Source organism: Pseudomonas sp. IPO3749 (genome assembly GCF_013386605.1).
GTDB lineage: Bacteria > Pseudomonadota > Gammaproteobacteria > Pseudomonadales > Pseudomonadaceae > Aquipseudomonas > Aquipseudomonas azotoformans_A.
Window position 1 is genome coordinate 164255 of sequence record NZ_JACARN010000012.1, and the last position, 13160, is coordinate 177414.

The window sequence follows — 13160 nt, forward strand, 5'->3', positions numbered from 1 at the left end:
CGACCGACAGCCTAACAGACCAGCACATCGGGGAAGCTGTCGGGTTCATCACCGGGCAGCGGTTGTGCGCCGATATAAGCAGTAATCAGCTCACGGGCGTCCATGGCGCGGTCGTTGTCCACCTCCAGGCCCAGCAGGCCGAAAATAGGCAACTCGCCGGTGCCGCCGAGCAAATGACGGCCCACCAGATGCGCCTCGATGCCCTCGCTGGCGAGCATCTGTTGCAGCAGTTCGCCTTCCATAAGGTTTTCCGGTTCGTAGATTCGCTGCATGGTGTATCCGTTATTCGTTTTCGCTTCGGGTTTCGAGCATCCACTCTTCCCCATGTACCTGCAGATCGAAAATGATCGGCCGGCAACAGACCTGACAGTCCTCTATATAGGTCTGGTCACCACCGGACAAATCCACAGTTGTCTCGACCACTTCACCGCAATAAGGACAATCGTACGTCGCGTTTTCCAGCATCGCAGCCTCCAAGGTGACTTGTGCGTATAATCGCCGGTCTATTGACAGGGCTATTTTCGGCTGAGGCCATTCCTCAGTCCGCCCCCTGGTATTTCCTTTACTTACCCTAGCCGTTTCTAACAAGAGAGCATGATGGGCGAATTCGATACCATCCGACCTTACAACGACAGCGAAGTCCCGGCAGTGCTGGCACGTCTGTTCAGTGACAAGGCCTTTCTGGACATCCTGACCCACTTCCGCTTCCCGCGCTTTGCCGGCGCCCTGGGCTGGCTGCTCAAGCCGATGATCGCCCGCAAACTGCGCCGTGAGTTCGCTGGCGTCACCACCGTGGCCACGCTGCAGGACAAAGTCGAGTACTACGTCGACCACACCATTGATCGGGCGACCGACGGCGTGACCTACACGGGCGTCGAGCAGCTCAAGTCCGGCATGGCTTACCTGTTCCTGGCCAACCACCGCGATATCGTGATGGACCCGGCCTTCGTCAACTACGCCGTTTACCACGCTGGCCTGCCGACGCCGCGCATCGCCATCGGCGATAACCTGCTGCAAAAGCCGTTTGTCAGCGACCTGATGCGCCTGAACAAGAGCTTCATCGTGCACCGCTCGATCACCGGGCGCAAAGAGAAGATGGCGGCCTATCAACTGCTGTCGGCATACATCAACCATTCGATCCGCAACGACGTTGCATCGATCTGGATCGCCCAGGCTGAAGGGCGCGCCAAGGATGGGGATGATCGCACCGAGTCGGCGATCCTCAAGATGTTCCACGTCAGCCGCAAGGATGAGCCGTTTGCCGAGGTGATCCAGTCGTTGAACCTGACGCCGGTATCGATCAGCTACGAATATGACCCGTGCGACTCAGCCAAGGCCCGCGAGCTGTACATCCGCGCCACCACCGGCACCTACAGCAAGGCGCCGGGCGAGGATGACGTGAGCATTGCGCTGGGCATCACCGGCTACAAAGGCCGCGTGCATGTGAACTTCGCGCCGCCGATCACCGAGCGCTTCGAAGACACCAAGCTGCTGGCCGCAGAGATGGACCGGCAGATTCTCGGCGGATACCGTTTGTTCCCGGTGCATTACTTGGCCTACGCCCAGTGGAGCGACGCCGACCCGCAATTGCAGGTGCCGACCGCCGCCGAAGTGTTCCCGGCGGACGAACTGGCCAAGGCCAAGGCGGAGTGGGAGCGGCGCTTGAACGAATGCCCGGCCGAGCACCGACCCTTCCTGGTGGTGCAATATGCAACGCCGGTGCGTAATCAGTATCGGGTCAAGGCCGGGATTGCCCTTTAAGGCTTAGAGGCGGGTGCTGAGCCAGGAGATGGCCAGCGCCAGCGCCAAACAGGCAAACCCGATGCGGTAAGCCAGACGATGCGCCCGTTCGGTGCGCACATCCAGAAACAACATCGGCTGGTCGATCGCGCGGTCTTCACCTTGCGCGGTCAGGTCGGCCAGTGCGCGCTGTTCGCGCAGGCGAGTGATGAACAGCAGCGCAGCGCCCGGGCAGGCCACTGCTAACGCAACAACATTGGTCAATAATGCGGGCAGCGCCATCGCAAACCTCGGTAAAACAGTGTTTTGGTATCGGTTCAGATACAAACCTGAACGATAGTGGCCTCCGGCGCCGTAAATGCTCCCTCCCCCATTGACGGGTAATGTATCCAGTAATTTACGCCGTCACCTGAACGTCACCTTAACAAGCCACTCTGTTGCCCTTCGACGCTTAGGAGCTTGTCATGCTGCACGCGCAAAACCAGGATCGGCTGTACCTGATCGCCCAAAGTGATGAGCAAGAAGCACTGGTCGGCGGCCTCGCCTTCAACGTCCAGGACCGCCACTGGCTGGTGTATTGCGCCCTCGGCGGACATCAGCATGCGGACCTGCCGGAGACCGATCTGCTGACAGGGGTGAGCCTGCTGGATTTCTGTATCGACAGCGCCGCATGAAACTGGAGACGAAAAAAAGCCGGGCTCATCACTGAGCCCGGCTTTTTGCTGGATCGCTTATTGCGAGCTGAGCAACGAACCGATGCTTGGATCCTTGAACAGGCGGGTCAAGGCATCACTGAGGACGTCGCTGACCAGCTTGGTGTTGGTTTCCTGGTTCGGCGACATGCCGAAGCGCTGGTTCAGGGACGCGCCATAACGACCGCTGTAGCGACGGGTGCCGGCGCTGACATCGGACTTGAAGGTCGCGCCGATGGACGCTTCGGTCACGTACAGGCCGTCTTTAGGCGATTGGTACTTCAGTTCAGCCAGGGTGATGGTCAACTGCGGCGCACCCGGTGCATTCGCGCTCGGGGTGAAACCCAGCAGACGCACGGCGGCTTCTGCCTGGGCCTGCAGTTTGGGCAGCACGTCCTGGGCATTCACCGAGACCAAGGCGGTTTCCGGGTACAGGCCACCGCGCGAGCCGAGGGTCGGCGACGGACGACCATCCACCACACGCACCGACACCGGCTGGCCGTGGCCCACTGGGGCCAGCTGCGTGGTGATTTTCGGCTCAGGGGTCAGTTGTTGCGGGCTGTTGGCGCAGCCAACCAGAGTCAAACTGGTCACAGTGATCAAACCGAACAACAGGCGTTGCAACATGCGCTTCTCTCCAGAAATCAGGATCCGACAGGCCGGCAGTATAGCGGGGCGCCACTGCGGGGAACTAGCATCAGTTACAACCTGAGACCGGTTGGCTGGGCGGCGGTTCGATGTCACCGATATGTCACACCCGTTACATGGGCTCGTCATCCCGGCCAGGCATGCTGGGTCCCAATCTAAGGAGGTTGATCGCCATGCATTTTCTCTGGTCATTGTTTACGCGCAAGCCAGCCCTTCGTCAGTTCGCCCTGCTCGATGTGCAAGGTCGTTGCCAGGCCTTCAAAGAGTGCAGCCAGCCGCCTGTTGGCGACGGTTGGGTAGAAATCGATGAAATCCGCCTGAGCTGGATGCACCACCCGCTGCCGGCCCGCGCCCGCGTCAGCCCACGTCCTGCGCGGTCGCCCCGGCATCAGCCGTTGGCCGCCTGACCGAACGCCTAATAAAAGTCATAAAACACGCCCATTTCCCTGGCGTTCTTCGCTACAATCTCCCCCCGATTATAAGGACGTCTCCTGATCGGGCCTCGCAGCATCGTTAATGCCTCGGCACTAACCCCCCAATCGCCCACAGAGAGCCGCCCACACAGATCGAGTGAAGCTGGCGCGCTTGCTGTTTTCTTTGCAAACCACCCGCCTTTACCGAATCTGCCAGAGCTGCCATTGCGCTCGGCCACTTGAGTTGTTTGCCCGTTTTGCCGCGTGTCGGCTAGGGGCCAGGTGCCAGGCTGGGGCAGCCCTTTTTTGAGGTTCACGTCTTCAAAAGAGCGTGAAAAAACGGGTTTTCACAACTTCACAAGAGTGTGGCGAGCAAATGAATAGTTTGGCGTTTGTACAAGCACCATCAGCGTCTGGAACAGCCCAACCACACAGGACCGAGCACGCCTTAAAAACCGGAGCTTGAGCCTGTCCGCTACGGATTGGTTGCACGAATCGCACGCTTTGACCATAAGTCGAATTGCCACAGGCGCCCATGAATGCGTTCATAGGCAGATTAGCCCGGCAGGAAGCGTGCGCTGAACATGCAAAGAATTGCGAATCGGACATGGCGATCCTGGCCATGGGTAACCTGGGGCAACACGTGAACCGCCCCGTCACTCCTGGCAGCCATGCCGTCAATTTGGTGCTGCAGATTTTGGAGACGCGTTAAATGGCGCATAACGAAGCAGTCGACGTAGTACTGGTAGGGGCCGGCATCATGAGTGCCACCCTGGCCGTACTGCTCAAAGAGCTCGACCCCGGCCTCAAGCTGGAAGTCGTTGAGCTGATGGATTCGGGTGCCGCGGAAAGTTCCAACCCGTGGAACAACGCCGGGACCGGCCACGCCGGGCTGTGTGAGCTGAACTACACGCCGCAGGCCGCCGATGGCTCCATCGACATCAAGAAAGCCGTGCACATCAACACCCAGTTCGAGGTGTCGAAGCAGTTCTGGGCGTACCTGACCAAAAAGGGCACCTTTGGCTCGTCCAAGTCCTTTATCAGCCCGGTGCCGCACCTGAGCTTCGTGCAAGGCGACAAAGGCGTGGATTTCCTCAAGAAGCGCTTTGAATCCCTCAGCCAGCACCACGCGTTTTCGGACATGCACTACACCGAAGACCGTAGCGAAATGGCCGAGTGGATGCCGCTGATGATGCCGGGCCGCCCGCTCGACGAAAAAATCGCGGCCACCCGCGTGATGAACGGCACCGACGTCAACTTCGGCGCGCTGACCAACCAACTGCTCAGCCACTTGACCAGCTCGCCCGACGCCCAGGTCAAGTACTGCAAGCGCGTCACCGGCCTCAAGCGCAACGGCGCGGGCTGGACCGTGAGCATCAAGGACGTCAACAGCGGCAACAGCCGTGAAGTGGACGCCAAGTTCGTGTTCCTCGGCGCCGGTGGCGCGGCCCTGCCGCTGCTGCAAGCCTCGGGCATCGAAGAAAGCAAAGGTTTTGGCGGGTTCCCGGTCAGCGGCCAGTGGCTGCGTTGCGACAACCCGGACGTGGTCAAGCACCACCAGGCCAAGGTCTACAGCCAGGCCGCCGTGGGCTCGCCGCCGATGTCAGTGCCGCACCTGGACACCCGCGTGGTGGATGGCAAGAAGTCCCTGCTGTTCGGGCCATACGCCGGTTTCACCACCAAGTTCCTCAAGCACGGCTCGTTCCTCGACCTGCCGATGTCGATTCGCGCCGGCAACATCGGCCCGATGCTCGCCGTGGCCCGCGACAACATGGACCTGACCAAGTACCTGGTCAGCGAAGTGCGCCAGTCCATGGAACAGCGCCTGGAATCCCTGCGTCGCTTCTACCCGGAGGCGAAAGCCGAAGACTGGCGCCTGGAAGTGGCCGGCCAACGGGTGCAGATCATCAAGAAAGACCCGAAAAAAGGCGGCGTGCTGCAATTTGGCACTGAGCTGGTCGCGGCCAAAGACGGCTCGCTGGCTGCGCTGCTGGGCGCGTCCCCAGGTGCTTCGGTGACGGTTTCGATCATGCTGGAATTGATCGAGAAGTGCTTCCCAGGCAAAGCGGCGGGTGAATGGGCCGCCAAGTTGCAGGAAATTTTCCCGGCTCGGGAAAAGGTCCTGGAGACGGACGCCGAGCTGTATCGCAAGATCAACGCGCAGAACAACATCAGCCTGGAGCTGGTTGAACCTGCCGCCGAGACCGAAAGCTACGCTTGAGGCACCATAAAAAACGCCCCGCTCTCAACCTGAGAACGGGGCGTTTTTTTTTGTCTCGGATAATCAGCCGCGAGCGTTTTCGATCAGTTCGATGTACTCGTCCGCGTTGCGCTGGTCCTTGATCAGGTCGACAAAGGTCTGGCCATGCTCATCCTTGCCGTCGAGGTCCAGGCCCGCTTCCTTGAAAAAGCCCAGGAACCGCTCGAAATCGTCGATACGCAGGCCACGGTAGGCCTTGATCAGTTTGTGCAGGGACGGGGAAGTCGCGTCGACCGGCTCGAAGTCCAGGAACAACTTGATCTGATCGTCGCCGATCTCGTCACCAATCACCTGTTTCTTATCTTTACGCATTACCGACTCCAGCCTGCAGACATTTACACGGGGCTTGAAGTCTACCTGCGGGGCGCGGGCTTGTGTAGGCGGGGCTACCTGGCCTTTACAGCGCCGGTGTGCAGATCCGCCCAGATGTGGCCATTGGCGTAGCTGAGAAACTGCACGTACACCGTGTCATTGCGCAGCAGGTCGACAATCACGCGGTATTGAGCCACCGGGTAGGACAGTGTCAGGGTTTTGCTCTTGTCATCGTAGGCCGGTTTTTTCAGGCTTTTGCTTTCGGCGTCGAAATTGAGCACCACTTGGGCGATAGACGCGCCTTTGTTCAGGGACTTGCCCTTGAGGCGGATCATCAGCGGCGAAGTCACCGGGATCGGCTGCTGGCTGGACTGGCGCTGGTTGCCCACCACCACCGCGTACTCGGTGACTTGCAACAATTGCTGCTGGTCCGGCGCTTCGGCGCGCAGGTTCAGGTCGTCCGAGGGCAGGAATTGGCTGTGCATCGGTGCCGGCGCCGCGGCCAGCGGCAGGCTGAGGGTCAGCGCCAGGGCGGCGCAGGTGCGTATCAACAGACTCATGGGCCGCTCCGGCAAGATGGGCCCAGCACTGTAGCTCAATCGAACTGGGCAAGCATCCAGCGTTGATACTCGGCCACGCCAGCATCGCCTTCGCGAGGGGCCCAGTCGGCCAGTTCGCCTTCGCCCACAGGGCGATACGGGCCAGCCTTGCACTCGAACATCACCGTGTCGGGCGCTAGCACCACCAGGCCGTGGAACACGCCAGGTGGAAGATCGACCCCAGCGCACTCACCGCCAGCCTGCATCACGCGCTTGGTGAGCACTTCGCCGGACTCACTGAACACCAGCAAACCCAGGCTGCCCTGCAGCACAAGCAAGGTTTCCGCCTTGTCCGCACTCAGGTGACGATGCGGTGGTACATAAGTGCTGGGTTGCAGCCCTACGGCCAGACGGTGGCAAGGTTCTTCCATCTGGTGGAAATTGTGATGGTGCCGGCCACGAGGGCTGACGCCCGCTTTCTCGGCCAGTTCGGCAAACAGCCTCTGATCCAGAAAGCGGGCCATGACTTACATCCCTTTGACGGCGTAGATGCCATTGGCGTTGCGCCAGTAGCCTTTGTAGTCCATGCCGTAACCGAAGATGTAGCGGTCGATGCACGGCAGGCCGACATAATCGGCCTTCAGGTCTGGGCGGGCTTTGCGGTCGTGGTCTTTATCGATCAGCACAGCGGTGTGCACGTTGCGCGCGCCGGCGTGTTTGCAGAAGTCGATGATCGCGCCCAGGGTGTGGCCTTCATCGAGGATGTCGTCGATGATCAGCACGTCGCGGTCGATAAACGAAACTTCCGGCTTGGCTTTCCAGAACAGGTCGCCGCCGCTGGTTTCGTTGCGATAGCGAGTGGCGTGCAGGTAGGAAGCTTCCAGCGGGAATTGCAGGTGAGTCAGCAATTTGCCGGCGAAGATCAGGCCACCGTTCATCACGCAGAAGACCACCGGGTTGGTGTCGGCCATTTCGCGGGTGATGTGCGCGCCGACCTTGGCGATCGCCTCTTCGACTTGCGCTTCGGTGTACAGGCAGTCAGCCTCGCGCATGATTTGACGGATATGCTCGAGATCAGCGGACATGGCGCTCTCCAAGGGGGTGCTGTGGCAAGAAAAGCGGGCGAAGGTACGCTTCTCGTGCGCTCCGAGCAAGCCTTAATGGACTAACGTACTAGATGTCTATAGGACAACACCCTCGGATAGATTAATCTAGGCCGGTTTTTTTGCCCGCCGCCGGAGCCTTTCCCATGCCCACTCGCGAGATCCGCCACCCGCTGATCCGACACAAGCTCGGCCTTATGCGCCGCGCCGACATTAGCACGAAGAACTTCCGTGAGCTTGCTCAGGAAGTCGGAGCGTTGCTCACTTACGAAGCCACCAAGGATTTGCCCCTGGAAACCTACGAGATCCCCGGTTGGGCCGGTCCCGTCCAGGTGGAGAAAATCGCTGGTAAGAAAATCACCGTGGTCCCGATCCTGCGCGCCGGTATCGGCATGCTCGAAGGCGTTCTCAGCCTGATCCCGGGCGCCAAGGTCAGCGCCGTGGGCGTAGCCCGCAATGAAGAGACGCTGGAGGCCCACACCTACCTGGAAAAACTCGTTCCGGAAATCAACGAGCGCCTGGCGATGATCATCGACCCGATGCTGGCCACCGGCAGTTCCATGGTTGCCACCATCGACCTGCTGAAAAAAGCCGGTTGCCGGGACATCCGCGCCATGGTCCTCGTCGCTGCGCCCGAAGGCATTGCGGCCGTCGAGAAGGCCCACCCGGACGTGCAGATCTACACCGCGTCCATCGACGAGCGCCTGAACGAACACGGCTACATCATCCCAGGCCTGGGCGATGCCGGTGACAAGATCTTCGGCACCAAGCAGAAGGACGCGTGAGCATGCAGGATGAATTCAACGACCCGCTTTGGCGCCAGATCCTGTCTGGCGCACAAATGCTCTTCGTAGCATTTGGCGCGCTGGTGTTGATGCCGCTGATCACAGGTCTTGATCCAAACGTCGCGCTGTTCACCGCAGGCCTGGGCACGTTGCTGTTCCAGGTGGTGACAGGGCGGCAGGTGCCGGTATTCCTGGCGTCGAGCTTTGCGTTTATCACACCGATCATTCTCGCCAAAGGCCAATTCGGCCTCGCGGCGACCATGGGCGGGGTGATGGCGGCCGGTTTCGTTTATACCTTCCTCGGCCTCGCAGTGAAGGTCAAAGGAACCGGTTTTATTGACCGACTGCTGCCGCCTGTGGTGATCGGGCCGGTGATCATTTCCATCGGCCTGGCCATGGCGCCCATCGCCGCCAATATGGCGATGGGTAAAGCCGGCGATGGTGCCGAGCTGATCCATTACCAGACGGCGATGATGATCTCGATGCCGGCGCTGCTGACCACGTTGATCGTGGCGGTGTTCGGCAAGGGCATTTTCCGCCTGGTGCCGATCATCTCCGGCGTGCTGGTGGGCTTTGCCATGTCGTTCTACTTTGGCGTGGTCGACACGGCGAAGATCGCCGCCGCGCCGTGGTTCGCCCTGCCCCACTTCACCGCGCCAGAGTTCAACTGGCAGGCGATTCTGTTCATCGTCCCCGTGGCCCTGGCACCGGCGATTGAGCATATCGGCGGTGTGATTGCAGTAGGCAGCGTGACCGGCCGCGACTACCTGAAGAAGCCCGGCCTGCATCGCACCCTGCTGGGAGACGGTATTGCCACCACAGCCGCCGGCCTGTTTGGTGGCCCGCCTAACACGACCTACGCGGAAGTGACCGGCGCGGTGATGCTGACCAAGAACTACAACCCGAAGATCATGACCTGGGCAGCGGTGTTTGCCATCAGCCTGGCGTTTATCGGCAAATTCGGCGCACTGCTGCAGAGCATCCCTGTGCCGGTGATGGGCGGGATCCTGTGCCTGCTGTTTGGCTCGATCGCGGCGGTGGGCATGAACACGCTGATCCGCCACAAGATCGACCTGGGCGAAGCGCGCAACCTGGTGATCGTGTCGGTGACATTGGTATTCGGGATTGGCGGTGTGCTGGTCGGCACCGGCACCGGCCCGGATGATTTCGGCCTCAAGGGCATTGCCCTGTGTGCGGTAGTAGCGATTGGCTTGAACCTGCTGCTGCCGGGCAATGATGGTTGGAAGAACAAGAAGCCGGAAGAACCGCTGCTGTAACTAACACCGCAAAACCAAAAGTGGGAGCGGGCTTGCTCGCGAAAGCGGAGTGTCAGTCGATATAGGTTTGACTGATACACCGCCTTCGCGAGCAAGCCCGCTCCCACATTTTTTTGATCTTCAGTGTGGCTTAGAGCTCACCGAGGCCATCAATCAGCGCCTGGTTCTGCTCCGGCGTACCAATGCTGATCCGCAGGAACTGCGCAATCCGCGCCTGCTTGAAGTGCCGCACGATCACACCCTGTTCACGCAACTTGGCCGCCAGGCCGGCAGCGTCGTGCTTGGGGTGACGAGCAAAGATAAAGTTCGCCGCCGACGGCAACACTTCAAAGCCCTTCGCCTCCAACTGCCCGACCACCTTGTTGCGGCTGTCGATCACCAACTGACACGTCTTGTCGAAATACTCACGGTCCTCGAACGCCGCCGCCGCACCGACAATCGCCAGGCGATCCAGCGGATAGGAGTTGAAGCTGTTCTTGACCCGCTCCAGCGCCTCGATCAGGTCCGGATGGCCCACGGCCAGGCCCACGCGCAAACCGGCCAGTGAGCGCGATTTGGACAGGGTCTGGGTCACCAGCAGGTTCGGGTAACGGTCCACCAGGCTGATCGCGGTTTCGCCGCCGAAGTCGATATAGGCTTCATCAACCACCACCACCGAATCCGGGCTGGCCTTGAGGATCTGCTCCACCGCATCCAGCGCCAGCACGGTGCCGGTCGGCGCGTTCGGGTTGGGGAAGATGATCCCACCGTTGGGCTTGGCGTAGTCCGCCACACGAATCTGGAACTGCTCGTCCAGCGGCACCGGGTCGGATTGAATGCCATAAAGGCCGCAATACACCGGGTAGAAGCTGTAGCTGATGTCCGGAAACAGCAGCGGCAGGTCGTGCTGGAACAGGCCGTGGAAGATATGGGCCAGGACTTCGTCGGAACCGTTACCGAGGAACACCTTGCCGGCATCGATCCCGTAATACTTGGCGACCGCTTGCTTGAGCAGGTCGCTGTTGGGGTCCGGGTACAGGCGCAGGTTGTCGTTCAACTCCGCCTGCATCGCCGCCAACGCCTTGGGCGATGGGCCGTAGGGGTTTTCATTGGTATTGAGCTTGACCAGTTTGGTCAGCTTGGGTTGCTCGCCGGGCACGTAAGGCACGAGGTCCTTGACGAAAGGGCTCCAGAATTTGCTCATGTCTCAGTTCCCCTTCTCTTCAAGGATGCGGTATTCGGCGCTACGGGCGTGGGCACTCAGGGACTCACCACGGGCCAGCACCGAGGCGGTCTTGCCCAGCTCGGAGGCGCCCTGCGGCGAGCAGAAGATGATCGACGAACGCTTCTGGAAGTCATACACCCCCAGCGGCGACGAGAAACGCGCGGTGCCGGACGTCGGCAACACGTGGTTCGGGCCCGCGCAGTAGTCGCCCAGGGCTTCGCTGGTGTGGCGGCCCATGAAGATCGCACCGGCATGGCGGATCGACGGCAGCCAGGCTTGTGGATCGGCGACGGACAGCTCCAGGTGCTCCGGCGCGATGCGGTTGGCCACTTCGATGGCCTGCTCCATGTCACGCACCAGGATCAACGCGCCACGGCCATTGATCGACTTCTCGATGATCTCGGCGCGGTCCATGGTCGGCAGCAACTTGTTGATGCTGGCGGCGACCTGGTCGAGGAACGCGGCGTCCGGGCTGACCAGGATCGCCTGGGCGTCTTCGTCGTGCTCGGCCTGGGAGAACAGGTCCATGGCGATCCAGTCCGGATCGGTCTGGCCGTCGCACACCACCAGGATTTCCGACGGGCCGGCGATCATGTCAATACCGACCTGGCCAAACACGTGACGCTTGGCGGTGGCGACGTAGATATTGCCAGGGCCGACCACCTTGTCGACCTTCGGCACGCTTTCGGTGCCATAAGCCAAGGCGGCGACGGCTTGGGCGCCACCGATGGTGAACACACGGTCGACACCGGCGATGCACGCAGCGGCCAGCACCAGCTCGTTGATTTCACCGCGCGGGGTCGGCACCACCATGACCACTTCGGTCACGCCTGCCACTTTGGCCGGGATGGCGTTCATCAATACCGACGACGGGTAGGAAGCTTTACCGCCTGGCACGTACAGGCCGGCGCGGTCCAGCGGCGTGACCTTTTGGCCCAGCACGGTGCCGTCGGCCTCGGTGTAGCTCCAGGAGTCCTGTTTCTGCTTTTCGTGGTAGCTGCGCACCCGCGCCGCCGCGACTTCCAGGGCTTCGCGCTGAGGTGCAGTAATGCGCGTCAGGGCCAGCTCCAGGCGTTCACGGGGCAGGATCAGGTCGGACATCGATGCGACGTCCAGGCCATCGAACTGGCGGGTGAAGTCCACCAGCGCCGCATCACCGCGCTCGCGCACGGCCTTGATGATGTCGAGCACTCGCCCGTTGACCGACTCGTCGGACACGCTTTCCCAGCTCAGCAGATGATCCAGATGATGGGCGAAATCCGGGTCGGCAGCGTTGAGTCGGGCAATTGCAGTGGACGTGGTCATAGCGAGGGCCTCAATAGAATTGGCAAAAACTCAGGCGCCCTAAACTAGCAGTCGTTTCCGCTTGGGCACCTGAGAATTCTGGCTATGAGGCGGATAGACGGGCGCAGCCTTCCGGCTACGCGGGTAAGTCAACCGCGGTGTCGCGACTCCACTGCCTTGCGCAGGGTGTCGATCAACGCCTGGATACGGGCGTGCTGCATCTTCATCGAGGCCTTGTTGACGATCAGGCGGGAGCTGATGTCGGCAATGAAGTCTTGCGGCTCGAGGCCGTTGGCACGCAGGGTGTTACCGGTGTCGACCACGTCGATGATTTTGTCGGCCAGGCCGATCAGCGGCGCCAGCTCCATCGAACCGTAGAGTTTGATGATATCGACCTGGCGACCTTGTTCGGCGTAGTAACGCTTGGCAACGTTGACGAACTTGGTTGCCACGCGCAGGCGGCCTTTAGGCTCGACATCACCGACACGGCCGGCGGTCATCAGCTTGCACAGGGCAATACGCAGGTCCAACGGCTCGTATAAGCCCTGGCCGCCATATTCCATCAGCACGTCCTTACCGGCGACACCGAGGTCGGCCGCGCCATGTTCAACGTAGGTCGGCACGTCGGTAGCCCGCACGATCAACAGGCGAACGTCGTCCTGGGTCGTGGGGATGATCAGCTTGCGGCTCTTGTCCGGATTCTCGGTCGGCACGATGCCCGCTTCAGCCAGAAGCGGCAAAGTGTCGTCAAGGATGCGGCCCTTGGACAGTGCGATGGTCAACATGGGAAACGTCAGTCCTTCATCAGGCTATTGCTGCCCGGTCGCAAACGGCGCCGGACACAGATCGAGGCCATTACAGCCTCGATTTGGAACAAATTCAGCTAACAGCAAGCACAGCCCT

Annotated in this window: 17 protein-coding genes; 6 read left to right on the top strand and 11 right to left on the bottom strand. The window is 60.8% G+C overall.

Translation table 11 applies throughout. The features are described 5' to 3' along the window. Nucleotides 1-11: 11 nt before the first annotated feature. Nucleotides 12-272: a putative signal transducing protein gene (locus tag HX812_RS05415; RefSeq protein WP_033899411.1), complete on the bottom strand. Its 261-nt coding sequence runs from the start codon at nt 270-272 to the stop codon at nt 12-14. Nucleotides 273-282: 10 nt separating this feature from the next. Further along, nucleotides 283-465 (bottom strand): CPXCG motif-containing cysteine-rich protein, encoded by a 183-nt coding sequence (locus HX812_RS05420; RefSeq protein ID WP_010213079.1) that lies wholly within the window; start codon nt 463-465, stop codon nt 283-285. A gap of 132 nt (nt 466-597) precedes the next feature. Here HX812_RS05420 and HX812_RS05425 point away from each other — a divergent pair, with 132 nt between their 5' ends. Continuing rightward, the gene (locus tag HX812_RS05425; RefSeq protein WP_177128126.1) at nt 598-1761 is read left to right on the top strand and encodes a 1-acyl-sn-glycerol-3-phosphate acyltransferase; all 1164 of its coding nucleotides are present in this window, start codon (nt 598-600) and stop codon (nt 1759-1761) included. Between the two features lie 3 nt (nt 1762-1764). Here the strand turns inward: HX812_RS05425 and HX812_RS05430 are convergent, their stop codons facing one another. Then, nucleotides 1765-2022 carry a hypothetical protein gene (locus tag HX812_RS05430; RefSeq protein WP_038849876.1) on the bottom strand — a complete coding sequence of 86 codons (258 nt, stop codon included), beginning with the start codon at nt 2020-2022 and terminating at the stop codon, nt 1765-1767. Nucleotides 2023-2204: 182 nt separating this feature from the next. On the opposite strand from HX812_RS05430, the gene HX812_RS05435 reads away from it, so the two are divergent. Further along, complete coding sequence (locus tag HX812_RS05435; protein ID WP_033899405.1) at nt 2205-2414, top strand: hypothetical protein; 210 nt, start codon at nt 2205-2207, stop codon at nt 2412-2414. 57 nt (nt 2415-2471) lie between these two features. Here HX812_RS05435 and HX812_RS05440 read toward each other — a convergent pair whose 3' ends face one another. Beyond that, nucleotides 2472-3059 carry a YajG family lipoprotein gene (locus tag HX812_RS05440; protein WP_038849873.1) on the bottom strand — a complete coding sequence of 196 codons (588 nt, stop codon included), beginning with the start codon at nt 3057-3059 and terminating at the stop codon, nt 2472-2474. Nucleotides 3060-3253: 194 nt separating this feature from the next. Here HX812_RS05440 and HX812_RS05445 point away from each other — a divergent pair, with 194 nt between their 5' ends. Beyond that, nucleotides 3254-3487, top strand: a complete 234-nt coding sequence (locus tag HX812_RS05445; RefSeq protein ID WP_033899399.1) for a hypothetical protein — start codon at nt 3254-3256, stop codon at nt 3485-3487. 718 nt (nt 3488-4205) lie between these two features. Then, on the top strand, nt 4206-5714 hold the full coding sequence (gene mqo / locus HX812_RS05450; protein WP_038849871.1) for a malate dehydrogenase (quinone): 1509 nt from the start codon (nt 4206-4208) through the stop codon (nt 5712-5714). A gap of 63 nt (nt 5715-5777) precedes the next feature. Here the strand turns inward: mqo and HX812_RS05455 are convergent, their stop codons facing one another. From HX812_RS05455 to HX812_RS05470, 4 genes are all read right to left on the bottom strand, one after another. After that, nucleotides 5778-6065, bottom strand: a complete 288-nt coding sequence (locus HX812_RS05455) for a PA4642 family protein (protein WP_016976601.1) — start codon at nt 6063-6065, stop codon at nt 5778-5780. A gap of 74 nt (nt 6066-6139) precedes the next feature. Further along, nucleotides 6140-6625 carry a hypothetical protein gene (locus tag HX812_RS05460; protein WP_016976600.1) on the bottom strand — a complete coding sequence of 162 codons (486 nt, stop codon included), beginning with the start codon at nt 6623-6625 and terminating at the stop codon, nt 6140-6142. A gap of 35 nt (nt 6626-6660) precedes the next feature. Continuing rightward, the gene (locus HX812_RS05465) at nt 6661-7128 is read right to left on the bottom strand and encodes a WbuC family cupin fold metalloprotein (RefSeq protein WP_038849869.1); all 468 of its coding nucleotides are present in this window, start codon (nt 7126-7128) and stop codon (nt 6661-6663) included. 3 nt (nt 7129-7131) lie between these two features. Beyond that, a complete protein-coding gene (locus HX812_RS05470) occupies nt 7132-7689 on the bottom strand; it encodes a hypoxanthine-guanine phosphoribosyltransferase (RefSeq protein WP_038849867.1) in 558 nt (185 codons plus the stop codon). A gap of 164 nt (nt 7690-7853) precedes the next feature. On the opposite strand from HX812_RS05470, the gene upp reads away from it, so the two are divergent. Next, complete coding sequence (gene upp / locus HX812_RS05475; protein ID WP_010213094.1) at nt 7854-8492, top strand: uracil phosphoribosyltransferase; 639 nt, start codon at nt 7854-7856, stop codon at nt 8490-8492. Nucleotides 8493-8494: 2 nt separating this feature from the next. Then, on the top strand, nt 8495-9769 hold the full coding sequence (locus HX812_RS05480; RefSeq protein ID WP_038849865.1) for a uracil-xanthine permease family protein: 1275 nt from the start codon (nt 8495-8497) through the stop codon (nt 9767-9769). A gap of 130 nt (nt 9770-9899) precedes the next feature. Here the strand turns inward: HX812_RS05480 and hisC are convergent, their stop codons facing one another. The 3 genes from hisC to hisG all read right to left on the bottom strand — a co-directional run bounded on the left by hisC (nt 9900) and on the right by hisG (nt 13042). After that, on the bottom strand, nt 9900-10952 hold the full coding sequence (hisC, locus tag HX812_RS05485) for a histidinol-phosphate transaminase (protein ID WP_016976595.1): 1053 nt from the start codon (nt 10950-10952) through the stop codon (nt 9900-9902). Nucleotides 10953-10955: 3 nt separating this feature from the next. Continuing rightward, a complete protein-coding gene (hisD, locus tag HX812_RS05490; RefSeq protein ID WP_033899389.1) occupies nt 10956-12278 on the bottom strand; it encodes a histidinol dehydrogenase in 1323 nt (440 codons plus the stop codon). Nucleotides 12279-12406: 128 nt separating this feature from the next. Further along, nucleotides 12407-13042: an ATP phosphoribosyltransferase gene (gene hisG / locus HX812_RS05495; RefSeq protein WP_003188599.1), complete on the bottom strand. Its 636-nt coding sequence runs from the start codon at nt 13040-13042 to the stop codon at nt 12407-12409. Nucleotides 13043-13160: the final 118 nt, after the last annotated feature.